Source organism: Rhizobium sp. N621 (assembly GCF_001664325.1).
Classification (GTDB): domain Bacteria; phylum Pseudomonadota; class Alphaproteobacteria; order Rhizobiales; family Rhizobiaceae; genus Rhizobium; species Rhizobium esperanzae.
On the sequence record NZ_CP013495.1, the window covers coordinates 2,506,645 to 2,525,240 of the forward strand.

Here is an 18,596-nt window from a genome sequence, read left to right on the forward strand (position 1 = left end):
GTTTTCATATGTAATCTTTGGTATATGTCGCTTTAATATTTTCCCAAGAAATCTAAGCTAACAACTAAAATATTGCCTTTGAATATATGAGGAGTTCGCCGGATGAATACGGCTGTCGCGCCCAAGGTGCAGGTTCCCGACGTCGCGGGTCAGATCACCTATGCCATGCGCTCGATGGGCGTTGCGCCGATACCGCGCAATTACGAACTCTTCTACGAGGCCTATATCGGCTCCAATCCCGCCCTCACCCGCGAACTCGCAGCCCTTGGCAGCCAAGCTACACAGGCCGAACTCGATGCGCTGGGCGCTCAGTATTTCACCGGCAGCCCCGCACGCGTCTTCGACGATGCCCATTCGCGCATATCAGGCGAACTCGACGGTCTGCTGCGGATTCTGAGGCAGGAGCAAAGTTCACTCGAAAGCTATACAAGGCTGCTCGGCGAGACCCATAAGCGCATTACCTCCAAAAGCAATGCCAGCGTCGAACTGATCGAAAGCGCCATCGAACTTTTGAGCCAGGCGACTGGCGACACCATGGCGCATGGCGAACGCACCGTCGAGGACGTCGTCCAGCGTTCGCAGGAGATGGACCAGGTCCGCAAGGAACTCGACGAATACAAGCGCATCGCCAACACCGATTCGCTGACGCGCCTTTCTAACCGCCGCGCTTTCGACGACCGCTTGGCAGCGGTCTTCAACAATCCCGGCATGCGGCCGGTGACGGCCCTGCTGCTCGCCGACATCGACAACTTCAAGAAGATAAACGACACCTACGGCCATCCCGTCGGCGACAAGATCCTCGCCACTGTCGCCTCCGTCATCCGCAGCAATGTTCGGCGAGACGTCTTCGTCGCCCGTGCCGGCGGCGAGGAATTTGCCCTGATCATCGAGGGCAACACAGCCGAGGAAGTGACGGCGATCGCCGAACGCATCCGCCGCACGCTCGAAACCACGCCGTTCAAGAATTCCCGCACCCGGGTGAATTACGGCCCGATCACCGTTTCGATCGGCATCTGCATGGCCTCGAATGCGGAGGATGCCGGCGAACTCTACAGCAAGACCGACATCGCCCTTTACGGCGCCAAGAACGCTGGCCGCAACTGCATCGTCCTTTATCAGGACGGCATGCAGAAGGACTTCAGCAAGAGCTGGCTGATATACAAGGCCTGACGCGGAACCCTCATGATAAGCACGCTGTCGCCATCAGGTGACGGCATCAGCTGTTGTCCGGTTCACTCCACGGCTATTACTTTTTCGACATCAGGAGCAGGAGGTAGCCGCTTCCTCCCTCATTCCTCTGCTCGTCACAGGAATGAGGGAGGAGAGGTGCGTGGCCACCTCTCGCCATCACGGCCGCTCGGCATCCCCTTACCACATCGTCTTCGCCGCCCGTCCCGGCCATTCCCGGTCGTAGGTTTCCTGATCGAAATCACCGACCGCGGCCTTCAGCATCTGGCCCGGCGTCGGCAGCGCCGCGAGATCGGCAAAGTGCTCGGCATTCCAGAGTTCGGCTCGCATCACCGCACGCGCACACTGGAAATAGACCTCGTCGATCGAAATGACGATTACGGTGCGGGGATGTTTGCCGTCCATCTCGAAGCTAGAAAGCAGCGCCTCGTCGTCGGAGACGACGCCGCGGCCGTTGATGCGCATCGTCGTATTCGAGCCGGGGATCAGGAACATCAGCGCAAGCCTGGGGTCGCGCACGATATTGGAGAGCGAATCGACGCGGTTGTTGCCGCGCCAGTCCGGCAGATGCAGCGTCTCGTCGTCGACGACGCGCACCACGCCGCCGAGATCGCCGCGCGGCGAACAATCGAGCCCTTCCGGCCCGACGGTCGCAAGCGCGGCAAAGGGCGAGATCTCGATCATCTCGCGATAGAGCGGCGTCAGCCGCTTGGTCACCTTGTCGACAGAGGCCTGCGACAGGCCGGCGCCATAGATCGTATTGAGCTCTTCGATGCTGTCGATGATTTTCATGAGGCGTTCCGCAGCGGCTGGATCTTGCGATGGACGCTACAATGCCGCGCGCCTCGCCGGAAAGTCAAAAAATGGAATGATCTCCGCATCTTTTTTGATGGTTTCGCCGGCTTCCTCGCCTGCGCCGTCTGCGAGAAAGGCTGCGATCGCGCCAAGCACGGGAGCCGCGCCGATGATGCGCCGGTGACCGAATCCGTTTGCCCAGAACAGCCGCACTCTATTTCCCGCCGTGCCGTAACGCCGGGCATGGTCCGCTGACACCTCCTTATCGTCCTCGGCATGGATCACCAGAACCGGCCGGCCGATCGAGCCCGCCGTATTGCTCGCGTCGAAATCCTCGAGTCTCCGCCCAGTGACACGATGTACCTCAATCTCCAGCGCGGCCTGGGCAACGGGGCGAAGGCCGACCATCCGGCCGAAATCGGTAAAGAGCCAGGCCATCTCGCTCGGCGAGCCGATCAGCACCAGTCGCTCGCCGGTAACGGGCACCGCATCCGGGATCAGACCCGCCGCCGAAACCATCAGCGCCGCGCCCCCGAAGGAATGGCCGATCGTCGCATCGAATGCACCGAACCGCTCGCCTGCCGCCGCGATCGCCTCGACCGCGAGCCCCATATGCAGGAAGCGTCCGCCCGCGCACCCGTGGCCCGGAAAATCGAGCGCTATCACCTCGGCACCCGTCGCCGCCAGCATCGAAACGAGATCGGCCATGTAGACGGCGCTCGAGCCCCAGCCATGTGTGACGAGATAGCGCTTGCGCTGACCGAGCGCCCCGCCGTTCAACCGGTAGGCATGTGCTTTGGCGCCGCCGGCAAGCCTGAGGACGAAGCGCTCGGCGCCAGCAAGCCGTGCCGCGCCCGCCGCATGCGCCGCCTTCGCTTTCTCGCCCTTCGGCCGCGGCGATGGTGTGCGGCAGAACAGCCGGAATGCTACCCTGCCCGCCAGCCGCTGCGAAATTACCTGCAGAAGCCGAAATCCGAGGCGGGTGACCTCAAGCGCGAAATTTGCCATAGTGGGAATCCAAAAGACTGTTCAACACTGAACAATAAAGTACAACGATGAACAAAAATCAATCCCTACCCTGGGATCATCCGCGTTTTCGCAGCTGGATCGCGGTGGCTCGCGCCTGCCAGCTCATGCAACAATCCCTGGCGCGCTCGCTTGCCGATCTCGACCTCAAGCCGCCGCATCTCGATATCCTCGTCAATCTCTACCGTTTCGAGGCCATCTCGCAGCAGGAACTGGCGCGCAAGCTCCTCGTCGGCCGCTCCAATATGAGCATGCTGCTGCCGCAGATGGAGCAACGGGGTCTGATCGAGCGGCGCGGCGACGAGCGTGACAAGCGGGTGCTACGCCTTTATCTCACCGGAGAAGGCCGCAAAGTAACCGAGGCAGCGATGGCGATCCAGACCGACCTAATCGAACGTACGCTCTCGGAGGAGCCGATCGAGCAATGCATGGCGACCGCCACCTCGATGGAGCGCATCATCGCCGTACTACTGAAAGATCTGCGCGACGACGATTGATCAATGCAGCGACGGCGCCGTCGATGTGCCGGTCAGCGAGCGATATTCCCAGGCCGCGACGATGATCAGCACCAGCGTCGCCAGGATGCCGAGCAGATAGACCTCGATGAAGGGGGCCACGAAGGCCAGCAGGACCACCAGCACGAGGCCGGCAAGATGCGACAGCGGCATCTGGCCGCTGGTCGCGCCCTTGAACCAGAGATTGCCGACGAGGAATAGGCCGGAGCCGCCGAGCACCGCCGCGGCGATGCCGACATCGCCCGTCTCGTGCGGATGCGAGAACATGAATTCAACCGCCACCGCATGCACGATGATGCCGGCCAGGATCGGGATATGCCCATAGGTGAAGGCCTGCCGCGCCAAGGCACCCGGCGTCTCCTCATGTTCGATGCGATGGGCGGCGCGCCCGTGGCCGAAGTGGAAATAGAGCCACCACATGGCGACCGTGCCGACGAAGCCGGTGACGAAGACGATGCTCGTCAGTCCCGAGATCGGGAGTTCGGAAAAGGTACGGCCGGAAACGAGAATCGCTTCGCCAAGGCAGATGATAACGAAGAGCGCGCAACGCTCGGCCATATGCGCGCCGGACACGTCCCAATCGCTTGGAACCGAACGGCCGAGCCCGGGCACTGCAAAGCCTGCGGCTGGCCCGGCATATTCGATGACAAGTGCGATCACCCAGGCAATCAGCCGGGCTTCATGCTCCATGAGCCCGCCGGCGATCCAGAAGACGGCGGCGACCGCAAGCCAGCTTGTGATGCGCACGAAATTCAGCGTATTGGCCCGGTCGACGCGCGTCATCGCATAGGTCGTAAACAGCGAACGCCCGACCTGCATAGCCACGTAGGCGCCGGCAAACAGCAGCCCCTTGTCGCCGAAGGCTTCGGGAACGGAGGCCGACAGCAGCAGCCCGAGCATCATCAGCGCCACCAGCATGCCGCGCACCGGCATTTTCTCGGGATCGAGCCAGTTCGTCACCCAGGCGGTGAAGATCCACACCCACCAGACGGCGAAGGTCATCAGCGCCGCTTCGGCAGCACCCAGCGGCGTATAATGGGCGGCAAGCGCATGCGAAAGCTGCGAGATCGAAAAGACGAAGACCAAGTCGAAGAACAGTTCGAGGAAGGTCACCTTGCTGCCGGCCGCACTTCCCTTGGCGCGCAGCCAGTTCTTGCTAGTCGCTTTCGCCATGTGTCCCCCGATGGCCATGGATTGAAATTCAGCGCGGCTTTTCCGACGTATCGCGGTTCATGCCCTTTTCCCGGAGCTCGTCCTCATAGGCCGAAAACAGCTCCGCCCCTCGTTCGCCGAGTTCGCGCAGATAAGTCCAGGTGTAGATGCCGGTGTCGTGCATGTCGTCGAAACCGATCCGCACCGCGTAATTGCCGGTTGGCGTCATCGAGATAATCGCGACATTGCGTTTGCCTGATACCGTCACCTTCTGCCCGGGCCCGTGGCCCTGCACCTCGGCCGAGGGCGAGAGCACTCGCAGCAGCTCGGCCGACAGGTCGAAGCTCTGGCCGTCATTGAAGGTCACCACCAGCCGCTGCCGGTCTTTCGAAACGCGAAGTTCGCTCGGCCAGATATCGCTCATCTCAATCACCCTCTTTCCCCTGGAGAAGTAGGCGTTCGGCTTTTTCGAGGCAAGCGCAAATTAGCGTGTGCGAAATCCGTTTCCCTTGACGGGGCAATCACATATGCACAAATAGAAAGATGTCGCTTGAAAACGGGCTGGTGTCCGGCTTGCACTGCTACAATCCCGCCGCGGAGGAATTGGTGAATACGAGAGTGGGAACGATAGGTAACGCATCGCCGCTCGCGGCAGATGCACATCCAATGATCGACCCTTTCGGCCGGACGGTCACCTATCTGCGCGTCTCCGTTACAGACCGCTGCGATTTCCGCTGCACCTATTGCATGGCCGAGAATATGACCTTCCTGCCGAAGAAGGATCTGCTGACGCTCGAAGAGCTGGACCGGCTCTGTTCCGCCTTCATCGCCAAGGGCGTGAGGAAGATCAGGTTGACCGGCGGCGAGCCGCTGGTGCGCAAGAACATCATGTATCTGGTGCGCAAGCTCGGCGAAAAGATCGGCGCCGGCCTCGATGAGTTGACGCTGACGACCAACGGCTCGCAGCTTTCCCGCCATGCCGCCGAGCTTTATGATTGCGGCGTACGCCGCATCAATGTCTCGCTCGATACGCTCGATCCCGACAAGTTCCGCAAGGTCACCCGCTGGGGCGATTTCGCCAAGGTCATGGAAGGCATCGACGCGGCGCAGAAGGCCGGCATCAAGATCAAGCTCAACGCCGTGGCGCTGAAGAATTTCAACGATGCCGAGATGCCCGATCTCCTGCGCTTTGCCCACGGCCGCGGCATGGACCTCACCGTCATCGAAACCATGCCGATGGGCGAGATCGAAGAGGACCGCACCGATCAATATCTGCCGCTCTCCGAGCTGCGCGCCGATCTCGAACGTCAGTTCACGCTAACCGACATAGATTACCAGACCGGCGGCCCGGCGCGTTACGTCAGGGTTACCGAGACCGGTGGCCGCCTCGGCTTCATCACGCCGATGACCCATAATTTCTGCGAGAGCTGCAACCGTGTGCGCCTCACCTGCACCGGCACGCTCTATATGTGCCTCGGCCAGAACGACGCCGCCGATCTCCGCGCCGCACTCCGCGCCACCGAAGACGACGCCCTCCTCCACGCCGCCATCGACGAGGCCATCACCCGCAAGCCGAAAGGCCACGACTTCATCATCGACCGCACCCATAACAGGCCGGCCGTGGCGCGGCATATGAGCGTCACCGGCGGGTGAGGCCCGGTCTGCGCAAAGCGGGGAGCGATCGATCCAGTGATCATCGCAGGGCCAACGCCCTGAGCCCAAGCGAAGGGCCGGGGTGCGCCAAACTCCACTAGTATCCAGAAGTGTCCAGCAACACCTGCGAGAGCCTCACGGCACGACGGTCAGCGCCTAGCCACCCGGTGTTGCTCCAACCCATCACCCAGGCTTACGCGCGCAAATCGCAAACCGCTCCTGCACCATGCGCTCCAGCCCCCGCAGGAACGGCATCTTGCGCGCCTGCGCCCAGTGGATATCCGCGAGCTTGCGATCGACCACGATATCCGTAAAGCCGGCCTTGCTGAGAAGATCGACCACTGCTTCGGCCGGCATCTCCTTGGCGAAGTGCACACGGGAGCGGATGTTCTGATGGCGCGCCATCATTTCAGGCGACATGTGGCTCGTCGGCGGCTTGCCCGTAATTTTCGTCCAGAGCTTCTGCAGGCCCTTGACCCACGTCTCCTTGCCCATATTGCCGTCGAGGATCAGCACCTTGCCGCCCGGCTTCAGCACTGAAAACCATTCCTTGAAAGCCGAAGCCGGGTCCACCAGCGTCCAGACGAGATGGCGGTTGGTGATGGCGTCGTAGCTGTCCCGCGGCTCCATGGTATTCTCGGCGTCGCCGGAAACAAAGCGGATGTCAGTGCCGCGCTTTTTCGCCTTGGCGCGCGCCTGCGCCAGCATCGCGTCCGACCAGTCGAGCCCCGTCACCTTGAAGCCGGCATCGTTCATCAGATGCGAGATGACGGCCGTGCCGCAGGCGAGATCGAGCGCCGCACGCCCCTGCCCCTCGCCGAGATGCTTTCGGATCAGCCGCTGCCAGCCTTTCCGTTCGGCCTCCGAAAAAATTTCATGGCCGACGCTCTGGTCGAAGGTCGCGGCCCTTTCCGACCAGAAATCGCGGATTTCATCGCGGATGGAGTAGTTCGTGTTCATTGAATTCATCGCAGGCACCCCGGCATGGCATCAGTTTGGAAATGCTCTAAAACATATAACTTGATTCACAAAGTCATATTTCTTATGCCTGCGGACATTATTCAGACCTCAGGGGAATTTCCAGATGAATTTCGTGAAAATGCTCGCAGTCTCCGCTGCTGCGATTGCGAGCCTGATGCCGCTGTCGGCGCTCGCCCAATCCTTCACCGTCAAGGATGTGGCCGGCCGCGAAGTGAGCTTCGACAAGCCGGTCGAGCGTGTGATCCTTGGGGAAGGCCGCATGCTCTATGCCGTCGCGCCGATCGAGAAGGAAGACCCCTTCGCCAAGATCGTCGGCTGGCGCAACGATCTCTGGACCACCGACAAGGACGGCTTCAACGCCTATGTCGAGAAGTTTCCCAAGGGCAAGGACCTGCCCTTCCTCGGCAACCTGACCGACGGCACACTGCAGACCGAAACGGTCGTCAAGCTGCACCCGGACGTGCTGCTGCTGCCGATCGGCAACAAGACGGCCGCCGACGAAGTGAAGCTCGAAGAGATGCTGAATGGCATCGGGGTCAAGATCGTCTACATCGATTTCCGGGAACATATTCTCGCCAACACCGAGCCGAGCCTGAAGATTCTCGGCAAGCTCTTCGGCCATGAGGACCGCGCCGAGGCCGTCGCCAGCTTCTGGAAGGAACAGATGGCGCGCGTCACCGACAGGCTGAAGGCGGCCAATCCGCCGAAGCCCAATGTCTTCATGTATCGCGCCGCAGGCCTGGTCGAATGCTGCGGCACCTTTGGTCCCGATAATTTCGGCCTTATGGTCGATTTGGCCGGCGGCCACAATCTCGGCTCCGATTTCCTGCCGGGTTACACCGGCTCCATCAATGCCGAACAGGTCGTCGCTGCCAATCCGGAGGTCATCGTCGTCACCGGTTCCAACTGGAGCCAGACCAAGGATGCCAAGGATTTTGTCAATGTCGGCCCGAATGCCGTAGCCACCCTCGGCGACAGCCGCAAGGCGCTCAACACGCTGATGGAAAACCCGGCCTTCACCGGCTCCAAGGCGGTGGCCGGCGGCAATGTTCATGCGATCTGGCACCAGTTCTACACCAGCCCATACCAGTTTGTCGCCGTCCAGCAGCTGGCGAAGTGGTTCCATCCGAACCTGTTTGCCGATCTCGACCCGGACGCCACCTTCAAGGAATTCCACGAGAAGTTCCTGCCGGTCGCCTATCAGCCGGGCTACTGGGTCGACGCCAAGGCGGGCAAGTAATCCGCGATGGCCGAGATCGCCGCCATATCGATCGAAGCCGAAGCCGGGCGGGAGCGCTACCGCGCCCTCGCCCGGCGCAAGCTGCTGATCCTTTTCGCCATGACCGCAGCACTTTGTCTGTCCTTCGCCGTCGATCTCGCCTGGGGGCCGGCCCGTTATAGTCTCGGCGAGGTCGTCTCCGCCCTCCTTGACCCCGCCTCCGTTTCCGATCAGATCCGCGCCGTCGTCTGGGACATCCGCATGCCGGTCGCTGTGATGGCGATCGTCGTCGGCGCCTCGCTCTCCGTTGCCGGCGCGCAGATGCAGACGATCCTCGCCAATCCGCTCGCTAGCCCCTTCACCTTAGGCATTTCGGCGGCAGCAGGCTTCGGCGCGGCGCTTGCGATCGTCACCACCGTTCCGCTTCTGCCTGTCGCAGCCGGCTTGCTGGTGCCGGTCAATGCCTTCATCATGGCGCTGATCGCCACCCTCTTCATCCATTTCGTCTCGCAGGCCCGCGGCGTTTCGGTGCAGACGGTGGTGCTGCTCGGCATCGCGCTGGTCTTCACCTTCAATGCCGCCCTCGCCTTCCTGCAATATCTCGCCTCCGAACAGGCGCTGTCGGCCGTCGTCTTCTGGACGATGGGCAGTCTCACCAAGGCCACCTGGCCGAAGATCTGGGTGACGCTCGCCGTCCTGCTGGCAGCGTTGCCGCTCTTTGCCCGCAACGCCTGGGCGCTGACCGCCATCCGCCTCGGCGAGGACAAGGCGGCAAGCTTCGGCGTCAATGTCCGCCGCATCCGCCTGGAAACCATGCTCGTCGTCTCGCTGCTTGCCGCGGTGCCGGTGAGCTTCGTCGGCACGATCGGCTTTGTCGGCCTCGTCGGCCCGCATATCGCGCGCATGATCCTCGGCGAGGATCAGCGCTTCTTCCTGCCAGGCTCGATCCTTTCGGGCGCACTGCTGCTGTCGCTGACCTCGATCGTCTCGAAGTCGATCATCCCAGGTGTCGTCTTCCCGATCGGCATCATCACGGCCCTGGTCGGCGTGCCCTTCTTCTTCTCGCTCATCCTCTCGAACAGGAGCCGGTCATGGTAGCGCTTCAGTTGCAGTCGGTCGGCGCCTTTCACGGCCGCAAGCTCTTCGTCGAAGACGTAACGACGCCGGTGATGAGGTCAGGCGAGGTCGTGGCGGTGATCGGCCCGAACGCCGCCGGCAAGTCGACGCTCTTCAAGCGCATCACCGGCCTGCTCAAGGGGCCCGGTCATGTCGTCGTCGAAGGCTCGAAGGCGAAAAACGCCATCAGCTACATGCCGCAGGATACGTCGGCAAATGCGGTGCTGACCGTCTACGAATCCATCCTGCTTGCCCGCAAGCAGGGCCAGTCCTGGGCCGTCGGCGATGGCGACCTGCGCTTCATCGACGAGATCATGGCAGCGCTCGATATCACCGCGCTCGCCTTCCGCGATCTCGGCGCGCTCTCCGGCGGCCAGCGCCAGCTCGTCTCGATCGCCCAGGCGCTCGTGCGCGAACCTGAAATCATGCTGATGGATGAACCCACAAGCGCCCTCGACCTCCACCGCCAGGTCGAAGTCCTCGACTTCATGCGCCGCAGGGCCCGCGCCAAAGGCATGCTCGTCCTGATCGCCATCCACGACCTCAACCAGGCCCTGCGCTTCGCCGACAAGGTGCTGGTCATCGCCAACGGCCGCATGCGCGCCTGCGGAGCGCCAAGAGATGTCGTTACCGCCGAAATGCTGCGGGAAATCTACAGAGTCGAAGCCCGGGTGGAGAGATGCTCGCTGGACCACGATCATGTGATCGTCGATGGGACGGCGCATTGACCCAGGGGAGCCTGTCCGGAGGGCGTCAATACCCGAGAGAGCCCATCCTTGTACGTTGCTGTTGCTGTATAGTGGGTTATGCGACGGGGATGCCTATTTCAGGATGACAGTGGATGGGCATGCCGTCACGCCAAGAGGGCCTCGTAGCCATCGGGCGAAGCCTCGAAGGACGAGGCGGGCACTCCACCCTGCCCGTCAGTCGATCAATCGCTGCGCGGTAAACTTGTCGGTCACAAGCATATCGATCACCCCGACGCGGAGCGCGCCGGCAATCGCGTCGGTCTTCTTGGCCCCACCGGCAAGGGCAATCACCCGGTCCACCCGCTCCAGATCCTCGAGCGGCAAGCCTATGACCCGGTCGTCCAGCGGCGTCTTGACCGGTTTGCCGTTCTTATCGAAGAAGCGAAGCGAGATATCGCCGACGGCGCCTGCTTCCGCGAGATCGGAGAGTTCGCGGGAGGAAAAGATATTGCCGGAGCGTGCGAGAAGTTCGGACGGTTCAACGGCGCCGATGCCGACGATTGCAAGCGTTATGCTGCCGAAGAGGTCCATCGTCTCACGGACGAACGGGTCGGCCTGCATCAGAAGCTTTGCTTCCCTTGACGTCGTCACGCCCTGCACGGGAAGCAGTTTCGGCTCGGCCCCGGTCAGCCGTGCAAGCCGCGTGGTCAGCTGCGTCGCATGCGTCTGCACGGAAGGATCGCCCATGCCGCCAAGGGTCTGGACGACATACTTCGCCTGAGCGCTCTTCTGCGGGTGAATGTTCTCGACCATCTTGAAGATGGTCTGGCTCCAGCTCGAAACGCCGATGATCTCCCCCGGCGCAAGCGTCACCTCAAGGAGATGTGCCGCCGCCTCGCCGATACGGGCCATGATGGCGCCGTCCCGGTCTTCCGTGCACTCGACGACGATCGCCTCCGGCAGACCGTATTTTTCGCGAAGCGCGCCCTCGAGCTCGCTATAGGTACCGACGGGCGGGATCACGCTGGTTCTCACGATATCTTCAGCTTCGGCACGCTTCAGCATGCGCGACACCGTCGCCTGCGACAGGCGAAGGTGCTCTGCGATCTCCGCCTGCCGCCGTCCCTCTATGTGGTACATCTGGGCGACCCTTGAAATGAGGCGGAGTTCGTTGAGGCGAGTCATCGCTAATCCCAGATTGAATTTTTATTCACCTTTAGCCTTTGTTTCGCGGGACGTCGAGCGGGCGAGCGCATCATTCCAAGTATCGAGAAGCACCCCACGATCCACGGGTTGCGGCTCGATGGTTTGCGTGTTTCGCGGCAACGCCGCGACAATTTCGAGATCGCTCCACAAGCCGAGTGACAGCCCCGCCAGATAGGCAGCGCCCAAAGCCGATGCCTCGGGTGCTTCGCATTGGATCACGGGATGTTCGATAAGGTTCGAGACACACTGCATCAGGAAGCGGTTCTGGCTCGGTCCGCCATCCACATAGAGCGCGCCGAGTTCGCCGCCGCTCTGCGTCCGCATGGCCGCGATCACGTCATGCACCTGGAAAGCGATGGAATCGGTCACCGACCGGGCCATTTGCGCACGTGTCGTATTAAAGTTGATCTGGGAGAACAGGGCGCGGGCATCGGCATTCCAGTAAGGCGCCCCCAGCCCCACGAATGCCGGCACGAAGCCGGGTCCGCCCGGCTCGGCGCTCGCCGCAAGCTCGACGAGGGCCGCCACATCCGCAAGGCCGAGAATATCGGCCATCCAGGGAAGACTGGCGGCGCAAACGAGAATATTGCCTTCGAACGCGAAAGTCGGCTTTCCCCCAATACGCCATGCGACTGTGGTCGTGACGCCGTTGCGTGGAGGAATGAATTGCGAAAGCGTCGTCATGACCGAAGAGCCGGTCCCGAAGGTCACCTTGCCGTCGCTCGGCTTGAATGCCCCATGGCCGAACAGGGCGGCGTGGCTGTCGCCGATCGCGGCCATGATCGGAGTGCCATCCGGCACCCCCGGCAATCCTTGCGTTCTGCCGAAATCGGCGGAGCTGTCGAGCACCTCGGGCAGCAGCGCGATATCCACGCCGAAGATCTCGCCGAGTTCCTCGCTCCATCTCTGCTCCCTGAGATCGAACAACTGGCTCCTGCCGGCATTCGAGGCGTCGCAGGCGTGCCGGCGCCCACCCGTCAGGCAGTGGACGAGCCAGCTGTCGATCGTGCCGAGCCGCACCGATCGCCCGGCCGGAATACGGTCGAGCAGCCAGCGGAATTTCGAACCCGGAAACATCGGGTCCAATGGCAGGCCGGTGAGCGCCTGCACCCGGTCAAGACGGCCTTCGGCAATCAGACGTTCGCAATCCTGCGCCGTTCGGCGGCACTGCCAGCTGACCACCGGCCCAAGCGCCTCTCCCGTTTCGGCGTCCCAGGCGGTGACCGATTCGCGCTGGTTGGAAATGGCCACGGCCTCGATAACAACATCGGAGCCGGCCTTCAGGCAGGCATCAACCGCTTCGCAGACCGAGGCGTAGAGCCGGCGCGGGTCTTGTTCGACCCAGCCCGGCTTCGGATAGGAGATGCCGACAGGCGCCGAGCCTCTGCCGACGATTTCTCCCTTTTCGGAAACGAGAACTGCCTTTGAATTGGTCGTGCCCTGGTCGATTGCCAGAATTGCCCGCATTCTATCCTCCCCGGATCAGGCGACGGCCGAAACCGCAAAAGCGTTCGGCCAGTCTTGATCCCAGTTACTTCCGCTTGATCAGCGCCTGCGCGGCGTCGGCGATTGCGGACGGCGCCATCCCGAATTCGTCGAGCAGGAACTCTGCCGAACCTGTGGGGGCATAGACGCCGGGAACGCCGAGACGTTTCATCGGCACCGGGGCATTGTCGACCACCACTTCGGCGACCGCCGAGCCGAGCCCGCCAAAGATCGAATGCTCTTCGGCTGTGACGATCGCTCCGGTTTCCCTGGCTGCGGCGATGATCGCCTCCTCATCGATGGGACGAACCGTCGCAAGGTTGAGCACCCTGGCACTGACGCCGCGCTCAGCGAGGATTTCGGCAGCCTTCAGAATGCGATGCGTCAAAGTACCGTTGGCGATGAGGGTGATGTCGGAACCCTGGCGAAGGAGATTTGCCTTGCCAAGTTCGAATTTATGGCCTTCCGGAAGCAGGTCGGGCACGCCGACCCGTGACAGGCGCAGGAAACAGGGCCCGTCATAAGTCGCGGCCCACGCAACCGCAGCGGCGGTTTCGATGCGGTCGCAAGGCGCAATAACCGGAAGATTGGGCAAGACCCGTGTCCAGGCGAAGTCTTCGATCGAGTGATGGGTCGGACCGAGTTCGCCATAGGCCATGCCGGAGGAGATGCCGACCAGCTTGACGTTGGCATTCGAGTAGGAAATGTCGGCCTTGATCTGCTCCAGCGACCGCCCCGTCAGAAACGGAGCGGCAGCGCAGACGAATGGAAGACGTCCGCCGTTGGCGAGGCCTGCTCCGACGCCCACCATGTTCTGCTCTGCAATTCCGACATTGACGAGGCGTTCGGGAAATTTCGACTTGAAGCCGCCGAGCTTGGAAGAACCGACCGAGTCGTTGCAGACAGCAACGATCTTCTCGTTTTCAGTTGCCAGCCGCTCAAGCGTGGTGGCGAATGCGTCGCGGCAATCGTGGAGCTTGGGTGGGTTGATTGGCGCGTTCATTACAGTGCCTCCGACAATTCTGCCAATGCGATTTCGTATTGCTCTTTGCTCGGCACCTTATGGTGCCAGTCGACCCGGTCCTGCATGAACGAGATCCCATGGCCCTTGTTGGTGTGGGCGACGATGCAATGCGGTCTTGTTCCCCGGTGTTCGAGAGCAGGAACGATCTCACTCATAGTGTTGCCGTTGATCTCGGTGACTTCCCAATCGAAGGCTTCAAGCTTCGGACGAAGCGGCGCGAGATCATTGGTTTCGGCGAGCGCCGCGCCCTGCTGAAACCTGTTGTGATCGATGACCAGCGTCAAGTTGTCGAGCTTGAATTGGGCTGCCGCCATGATGGCTTCCCAGTTGGAGCCCTCCTGCATCTCACCGTCGCCGGTGACGACGTAGGTGTGAAATTTCGCGCCCGAGAGCTTGGCGGCTTTCGCCATTCCGACTGCGACCGGGAGACCATGGCCGAGCGGCCCGGTATTCGTCTCGACGCCCGGAACCTTATTGCAATTCGGATGCCCGTTCAGCCGCGAATGCGGCTGCAGGAACGTGGAAATCTCCTCCTCGGGAATAAAGCCGCGTTTTGCGAGAGTCACATACAGGGCGCAGGCCGTATGTCCCTTTGAAAGAACGAACCTGTCGCGGTCGGGATGCTTTGGCTGATCCGGCCAGACATTCAGCACACGAAAATAGAGCGCCGTCAAAATGTCAATGACCGACATTTCCCCGCCAATATGGCCGGCGCCCGCTTCAAAGACCGCCTGAAGATCGCGCAATCGGATCTCGCGGGCGATGCGCTCAAGTTCTGTCGTATCCATCGATTCCTCGCGTGCATAAATATTCACTAATCAATATTTTTGCATAAGAAGCCGATTAGTCAACCCCCCTTGTACTCAGCATCACAAACATCCCGTCAACGAAATCTAGTTGACAGCTGGAAAGCAAGTTGTTAATGAATTTTCCAGCAGCAGTGAATAATTATTCGCTCCTGAACCAATATCGGATACAGGCCTACGCAGAGGGAGGAGCAATGGTGGCGCTCGATATCAATGAACACAGGCTTTCGTCCGGTGCGTGGTTGAGCAAGCTCAAGGGAGCGACCGGCCCACTCGTCGGATTGCTCGTGCTGTGCGTCTTTCTGAGCGTCAGCACAGACACGTTTCTTTCTGTTCGAAACGGGCTCAACATCCTCGACCAGATCACCGTTCTCGGCATCATGGCGGTCGGAATGACGTTCGTCATTCTGATCGGCGGCATCGATCTCTCCGTCGGCTCGGCACTCGCTTTGGCGATGATGGTCATGGGCTGGACAGCCAACGTCGCCGGCCTGCCGCTTCCCGTCGGGATCGCCTTTGCGCTGATCGCCTCGGCGGTATCGGGCCTGATTGTCGGACTGCTGGTGACGCAGTTCAGGGTTCCGGCCTTTATCGCCACTCTGGCAATGATGTCGGCTGCCCGCGGCGTTGCAAACATGATTACCGACGGCCAGCAGATCGTCGGCTTCCCCGACTGGTTCATGATGCTGGCGATCGATCGCCATTTCGGCGTCATGACCGCCACGGTCTTTCTGATGCTGGCGGTGGTTCTGGCGGCCTGGCTTTTCCTGCACTTCCGCTCCGAAGGCCGCATGCTCTATGCGGTGGGCGGAAATTCCGAAGTCGCACGCCTCGCCGGCATCAACGTCCCGCTCGTGACGATCGGCGTCTATGTCATGAGTGCCGTCCTTGCAGGCCTTGCAGGCGTCGTGCTCGCCGCCCGGCTGGATTCCGTCCAGCCGTCCAGTGGTCTCGGTTATGAACTGGACACCATCGCTGCGGTCGTCATCGGCGGCACCTCGCTCTCCGGCGGCGCCGGCGGCATCGGCGGAACGTTGATCGGCGTGCTGATCATCGGTGTGCTGCGCAACGGTCTCAACCTTCTCAACGTCTCGCCGTTCCTTCAGCAGGTGATCATCGGCATCGTCATCGTGCTTGCGGTCGGCGCAGAGACCATTCGTCGGCGTCGCGCCTGACGAGCGGGATCCGCCGCACTGGCGGACCCGGAATTCCGCCCCGGAAAATCGGGACGGATCTATACCCCGAGGGGGAGGACATACCCGAGGGTTCCATCAAACAACGGAGGAAATACAATGAAAATAGCGCGCACCATGCTCGCGTCTGCCGCACTGCTCGGTCTTATGCTCGGTCCCGTACACGCGGCGGAACTGAAGAAGCTGGGCCTCGCCGTTGCCAACCTTCAGGCAAACTTCTTCAACCAGATCAAGCAATCGGTCGAGGCCGAAGCCAAGAAGCGCGGCATCGAAGTGATTACGGTCGACGCCAAGGGCGACGGGCCGACGCAGGTCAACCAGATCCAAGATCTTCTGACCCAGAAAATCGACGCGCTGATCTATATTCCGGCCGGTGCGGCCGCGGCGAGCGTTCCGGTCAAGCTCGCGAAGAACGCCGGCATCCCGGTCGTAAACGTTGACCGCAATGCGGAAGGAGCGCCGGGCGATACGTTCCTTGCAACGGATTCCGTCGCCTCAGCCAAGGCTGTCTGCGACTACATCCTGAAGGAAGCCGGCGGCAAGGGGAAGATGGTCATCATCCACGGCCAGAAGGGCACGACGCCGGAAGTGGATCGCTCGAAGGGCTGCGCTCAATCTCTCAAGGCCTCCCCGGATGTAAAGGTCGTCGCTGAGCAGTACTCCAACATTTGGAGCCAGGATGAAGGCTTCCAGATCATGCAGAACATGCTTCAGGCCAACCCCGACGTCTCGATCGTATTCGCTCAGGCTGACGCTCTTGCACTCGGCGCCGCCCAGGCAATCAAGGTCGCGAAACCTTCCGGGAAAATCGTGGTCGGGGGCTTCGACGGCGACACCGCAGCGCTCGAAGCTCTCAGCAAGGGCGTCTTCGACGTTACGGCTACTCAGCAGACGCAGAAGATGGGCCGCGACGCGGTTGAAAATGCCGCCAAGCTTGTCGCCGGAGAGAAAGTACCGCCGGTCCAGCTCATGGATGCCACGCTGACCACCAAGGAAAACGTTGCAGGCTTCATCGCCAACCATCCCTGATGAAGCCGAGGTCTTGAGGAGGTGTGCCATGACTGATCCCGTTCTTTCCCTGAGGGGCATATCCAAGTGGTATGGGCCGCTCCAGGTTCTGAAGAATGTCAGCCTGGACGTCTATCCGGGCGAAGTGGTTGCACTTCTCGGTGAAAACGGAGCGGGCAAGTCGACGCTGTCAGGCATCATTGCCGGCTCCCGCACGCCCTCCGAAGGATCGATGACATGGCTGGGGCAACCTTACGCCCCGGCCACCCCGAGGGAAGCGATCGACAAGGGCGTTGTCCTGATCCACCAGGAGCTGCAGCTTCTGCCGCAGCTCTCGATCGCCGAAAACGTCTTCATCGGACGCTGGCCGATGAAGAACGGCGCCATCGACCGTGCCCAGATGGTTCGCCGGGCCCAGGACCAGCTCGCTCGCTTGAACCTTCACATACCTGCAACGCGAACGGTCGCCGGCCTCTCCACGGCAAATCAGCAACTTATCGAGATCGCCAAGGCGCTGGCGCTCAACGCAAAGCTGCTGATCCTCGATGAACCGACAGCCGCCCTTGGCGGCGCCGAGACCGAGGCTCTCTTCGAACAGGTTCGCAAGCTTCGCTCGGAAGGCGTCGGCATCGTCTACATTTCCCACCGCATGGAAGAGATCAAGAAGATCACCGACCGCATCGTCGTTCTTCGCGACGGCGAGCGGGTGCAGGAATTCTCGGACAGCGCGACCCCGGTGAGAACGATTGTTGAGAGTATGGTCGGACGCCCGCTCGACCGCTTGTTCCCCGCCCTGCCCGTTCCAACAGACCGCCCGGTACTTCAGGTGTCCGGCCTGAGCTCGCCGGACAACGCGTTCCGCGACGTTACCTTCGAGGTGCGGGCCGGCGAAATTCTCGGCATCGCCGGATTGGTCGGCGCCGGGCGCACCGAACTGGTGCGTGCGATTTCGGGAGCAGATCCGATCGGCGCCGGTTCGATCAAGCTGGAAGGCGAGGAACTCAGGCTGCACGACCCGGCGGACGCGATCGCCAAGGGGATCGTGATGGTTCCGGAAGACCGCAAGGAACAGGGCCTGATCGTCGGGCACCGGATCAGCGAGAACATTGTCTACGCCAATCTCGACAAGCTGGGCGGTGGTTGGATCACGCCGCGCATCAAGCGCTCCTTTGCGGAAAAGGCGGTGGCGAAGTTCGGTGTCAAGGGCCGTGCCGAGCAGTACGCCTCGGACCTATCCGGCGGCAACCAGCAGAAGGTCGTGATCGCCAAGTGGCTCATGCGCGATCCCAAGGTTGTCGTGCTCGACGAACCGACGAGAGGCATCGACGTCGGCGCCCGCGCCGGCATCTACGACATCATCGTCAATCTTGCCAAACAGGGCGTGGCGGTCATCGTCGTAAGCTCGGACCTCGAGGAAGTTCTCGGCGTCTCCAATCGCATTCTCGTGCTTGCGCAAGGCAAGCAGGCGGGGATCCTCGATCGTGACCAGGCCAATGACGTTTCGGTCATGGAACTGGCTACCATCTAAAGCAATTCCAGC

The 18,596-nt window shown here is 61.6% G+C and carries 18 protein-coding genes; 9 read left to right on the forward strand and 9 right to left on the reverse strand.

Annotated features, from left to right (window positions below; all coding sequences use genetic code 11):
* Positions 1-102: 102 nt before the first annotated feature.
* Positions 103-1,170, forward strand: coding sequence for a GGDEF domain-containing protein (locus AMK00_RS12175; protein WP_064803042.1), 1,068 nt, complete (start codon positions 103-105; stop codon positions 1,168-1,170).
* A gap of 198 nt (positions 1,171-1,368) precedes the next feature.
* On the opposite strand, the gene AMK00_RS12180 is transcribed toward AMK00_RS12175, so the two are convergent.
* Positions 1,369-1,980 (reverse strand): pyridoxamine 5'-phosphate oxidase family protein, encoded by a 612-nt coding sequence (locus AMK00_RS12180; RefSeq protein WP_064810520.1) that lies wholly within the window; start codon positions 1,978-1,980, stop codon positions 1,369-1,371.
* Between the two features lie 36 nt (positions 1,981-2,016).
* On the reverse strand, positions 2,017-2,991 hold the full coding sequence (locus AMK00_RS12185; RefSeq protein WP_064810521.1) for an alpha/beta hydrolase: 975 nt from the start codon (positions 2,989-2,991) through the stop codon (positions 2,017-2,019).
* A gap of 47 nt (positions 2,992-3,038) precedes the next feature.
* Here AMK00_RS12185 and AMK00_RS12190 point away from each other — a divergent pair, with 47 nt between their 5' ends.
* Complete coding sequence (locus AMK00_RS12190; protein ID WP_064810522.1) at positions 3,039-3,506, forward strand: MarR family winged helix-turn-helix transcriptional regulator; 468 nt, start codon at positions 3,039-3,041, stop codon at positions 3,504-3,506.
* Here AMK00_RS12190 and AMK00_RS12195 read toward each other — a convergent pair whose 3' ends face one another.
* Both AMK00_RS12195 and AMK00_RS12200 read right to left on the reverse strand, forming a co-directional pair.
* A complete protein-coding gene (locus tag AMK00_RS12195) occupies positions 3,507-4,697 on the reverse strand; it encodes a low temperature requirement protein A (protein WP_064811702.1) in 1,191 nt (396 codons plus the stop codon).
* Between the two features lie 28 nt (positions 4,698-4,725).
* Positions 4,726-5,100 carry a gamma-butyrobetaine hydroxylase-like domain-containing protein gene (locus AMK00_RS12200; RefSeq protein WP_064803049.1) on the reverse strand — a complete coding sequence of 125 codons (375 nt, stop codon included), beginning with the start codon at positions 5,098-5,100 and terminating at the stop codon, positions 4,726-4,728.
* Between the two features lie 182 nt (positions 5,101-5,282).
* On the opposite strand from AMK00_RS12200, the gene moaA reads away from it, so the two are divergent.
* A complete protein-coding gene (gene moaA / locus AMK00_RS12205) occupies positions 5,283-6,329 on the forward strand; it encodes a GTP 3',8-cyclase MoaA (RefSeq protein ID WP_064811703.1) in 1,047 nt (348 codons plus the stop codon).
* Positions 6,330-6,512: 183 nt separating this feature from the next.
* On the opposite strand, the gene AMK00_RS12210 is transcribed toward moaA, so the two are convergent.
* Positions 6,513-7,298 (reverse strand): class I SAM-dependent methyltransferase, encoded by a 786-nt coding sequence (locus AMK00_RS12210; RefSeq protein ID WP_064803050.1) that lies wholly within the window; start codon positions 7,296-7,298, stop codon positions 6,513-6,515.
* A gap of 115 nt (positions 7,299-7,413) precedes the next feature.
* On the opposite strand from AMK00_RS12210, the gene AMK00_RS12215 reads away from it, so the two are divergent.
* Genes AMK00_RS12215 through AMK00_RS12225 form a run of 3 tightly spaced genes read left to right on the forward strand, consistent with a single transcriptional unit; the run spans position 7,414 to position 10,373 of the window.
* Complete coding sequence (locus tag AMK00_RS12215; protein WP_064810523.1) at positions 7,414-8,550, forward strand: ABC transporter substrate-binding protein; 1,137 nt, start codon at positions 7,414-7,416, stop codon at positions 8,548-8,550.
* 6 nt (positions 8,551-8,556) lie between these two features.
* Positions 8,557-9,627 carry a FecCD family ABC transporter permease gene (locus tag AMK00_RS12220; RefSeq protein WP_064810524.1) on the forward strand — a complete coding sequence of 357 codons (1,071 nt, stop codon included), beginning with the start codon at positions 8,557-8,559 and terminating at the stop codon, positions 9,625-9,627.
* Positions 9,621-10,373, forward strand: a complete 753-nt coding sequence (locus AMK00_RS12225; RefSeq protein ID WP_064810525.1) for an ABC transporter ATP-binding protein — start codon at positions 9,621-9,623, stop codon at positions 10,371-10,373. Before AMK00_RS12220 ends, AMK00_RS12225 begins: the two co-directional genes overlap by 7 nt.
* Positions 10,374-10,568: 195 nt before the next feature.
* On the opposite strand, the gene AMK00_RS12230 is transcribed toward AMK00_RS12225, so the two are convergent.
* From AMK00_RS12230 to AMK00_RS12245, 4 genes are all read right to left on the reverse strand, one after another.
* Positions 10,569-11,519 (reverse strand): sugar-binding transcriptional regulator, encoded by a 951-nt coding sequence (locus AMK00_RS12230; protein ID WP_064810526.1) that lies wholly within the window; start codon positions 11,517-11,519, stop codon positions 10,569-10,571.
* Positions 11,520-11,540: 21 nt separating this feature from the next.
* Positions 11,541-13,007, reverse strand: a complete 1,467-nt coding sequence (locus tag AMK00_RS12235) for an FGGY family carbohydrate kinase (protein ID WP_064810527.1) — start codon at positions 13,005-13,007, stop codon at positions 11,541-11,543.
* A gap of 64 nt (positions 13,008-13,071) precedes the next feature.
* Positions 13,072-14,028, reverse strand: a complete 957-nt coding sequence (locus AMK00_RS12240; RefSeq protein ID WP_064803060.1) for a transketolase family protein — start codon at positions 14,026-14,028, stop codon at positions 13,072-13,074.
* Complete coding sequence (locus AMK00_RS12245; protein ID WP_064806176.1) at positions 14,028-14,837, reverse strand: transketolase; 810 nt, start codon at positions 14,835-14,837, stop codon at positions 14,028-14,030. The genes AMK00_RS12240 and AMK00_RS12245 overlap by 1 nt, the downstream gene beginning before the upstream one ends.
* A 212-nt stretch (positions 14,838-15,049) precedes the next feature.
* Between AMK00_RS12245 and AMK00_RS12250 the strand changes: the two genes are divergently transcribed.
* The 3 genes from AMK00_RS12250 (at position 15,050) to AMK00_RS12260 (ending at position 18,584) form a co-directional block, all read left to right on the forward strand.
* Positions 15,050-16,030 carry an ABC transporter permease gene (locus AMK00_RS12250; RefSeq protein ID WP_064803062.1) on the forward strand — a complete coding sequence of 327 codons (981 nt, stop codon included), beginning with the start codon at positions 15,050-15,052 and terminating at the stop codon, positions 16,028-16,030.
* A 117-nt stretch (positions 16,031-16,147) separates the two neighbouring features.
* Positions 16,148-17,077: a sugar ABC transporter substrate-binding protein gene (locus AMK00_RS12255; protein ID WP_064803064.1), complete on the forward strand. Its 930-nt coding sequence runs from the start codon at positions 16,148-16,150 to the stop codon at positions 17,075-17,077.
* A gap of 28 nt (positions 17,078-17,105) precedes the next feature.
* On the forward strand, positions 17,106-18,584 hold the full coding sequence (locus AMK00_RS12260; protein WP_064810528.1) for a sugar ABC transporter ATP-binding protein: 1,479 nt from the start codon (positions 17,106-17,108) through the stop codon (positions 18,582-18,584).
* Positions 18,585-18,596 lie beyond the last annotated feature (12 nt).